We start from the raw sequence: 1,490 nt of genomic DNA on the forward strand, positions 1-1,490 counted from the left end.
TGAATGATTAGCTAGAAATGTGGTTAAATCTGTGATAAACTGGGTCATGGGAATAAATCTTTCTAGTAGTATTTTTTTGTCTAACTCTACTATAACAGGATTTATTCTTTTTTTGCGTTTACACAAGATATTGTACACTCTCTATTGTTTAAATCAGAGGCGAAAGAGTTATCTAAAAAAATACCTCTAGGAGATGACTGGAATGCCCTACAATCAAATAGATATACTAATTTTAAAAATCTATTTACTTCAGCAAATACTGATGAATTATTTTCAAAAACATTTGAAAAGGATGAAGAGGAAAGGTAAAGAATTTGCTGTTAACTCATTACATAAAAAAATGTTTTATAATAAAAGTGATTGTCAACCATTTTTCCAAAAATTAGCCAATTTATTTGGCAAGGTGATGCCTGCTTAACCTAATTGGCAAGCTAAAAGAAGGGGATTCCGTGTAAAGTCCTTGAGCGTCAGCGTACCTTTACATGGAATCACTCTTCTCTTATAATGGCTTAGCTCACAGGCAACTTTTGATGGTTTTGTGTCTAAGCTGAGACCAAATACCTAAAAAAGGATAGACTGAAACAGCACCTTGACTTTCAATTTTTTCGCAAGGTGCTACAATTGTATTACACAATCATGCTTTATCGATTTTTTGCAATGTTATAGTCATAAAGTTTATTATACTTTTTTATACAAACAAATTGCTGTTAGCATTGACGGTGACTGGACCCTTTGGAAGCTTTGGTAGTTGCTTCTTTTGGGATTGGATATAAAGATTGATAAATGATGTGAAATAGTTGTAGATGATCTGATCTTTTGATAAAATAAATTTTGTAGAAGACAACTATTACTAGTCTACAGTTATCTATAGACTAGTACTGGCAGAATGGACAGTTACGGTCTGCTTGTAACTGTTGATTGCCTTATTGGGTTTGGATAGGTTTCACCACGAGCAGGCATCTAAAAACTTATCAACTGATGGGGAGTCTAAACAGTTCCTCATTTTCATTTGGATACAGAAATAAATGTTAAAAAATATCTGGTTGGCCTATTCATTTGAGCGATTCTGATTGAGTTGAACTTATGTAGACCAGATAGAATCGTCCCTTATAAAGCAAAAAGCAACGATACTGAAGTCGTTGCTTTTCATTTTGGCTCTTTGTCAACTGTAGTGGGTGTAAATTTTGGTTCTTGTGCAAGTTGTGTGGAATTCTTGAAAACTGATAGTTAATGAGATGCTTGACCTGTGGTAGGGGACGGCAACGACCTCTGACGAGTTCCATGCCTTATTCGGGAAGCAGCCTCGCTTTTTCCTTGCTTGGCTCGGGTATCAAGGTTCCCCAAACCTTGATATCCCCTAGGACCCTGCATCCTATGGGATTTTTGAATTTAAAAAGCCTACTCCATTCTCTATTATAGTCATTTGAAACAAGAACAAGACAACAAAGCATCCAAAAAATTGTCATAACTGGGCAATACTTTTCTGAGGT

The 1,490-nt window shown here is 35.3% G+C and carries 2 protein-coding genes; one reads left to right on the top strand and one right to left on the bottom strand.

The features are described from left to right. Window positions 1-202: 202 nt before the first annotated feature. A complete protein-coding gene (locus E5983_RS09040) occupies window positions 203-418 on the top strand; it encodes a hypothetical protein (RefSeq protein WP_160333492.1) in 216 nt (71 codons plus the stop codon). 868 nt (window positions 419-1,286) lie between these two features. Here E5983_RS09040 and E5983_RS09945 read toward each other — a convergent pair. Then, on the bottom strand, window positions 1,287-1,490 hold a 204-nt coding region (locus tag E5983_RS09945), incomplete at its 5' end, for a hypothetical protein (protein WP_237397616.1).

The organism is Streptococcus danieliae (genome assembly GCF_009767945.1).
In the GTDB taxonomy this organism is placed as follows: Bacteria; Bacillota; Bacilli; order Lactobacillales; family Streptococcaceae; genus Streptococcus; species Streptococcus danieliae.

Coding starts and splice junctions, on each gene's coding strand:
- E5983_RS09040 (WP_160333492.1), top strand. CDS start 203: ATGCCCTACAATCAAATAGATATACTAATTTTAAAAATCTATTTACTT.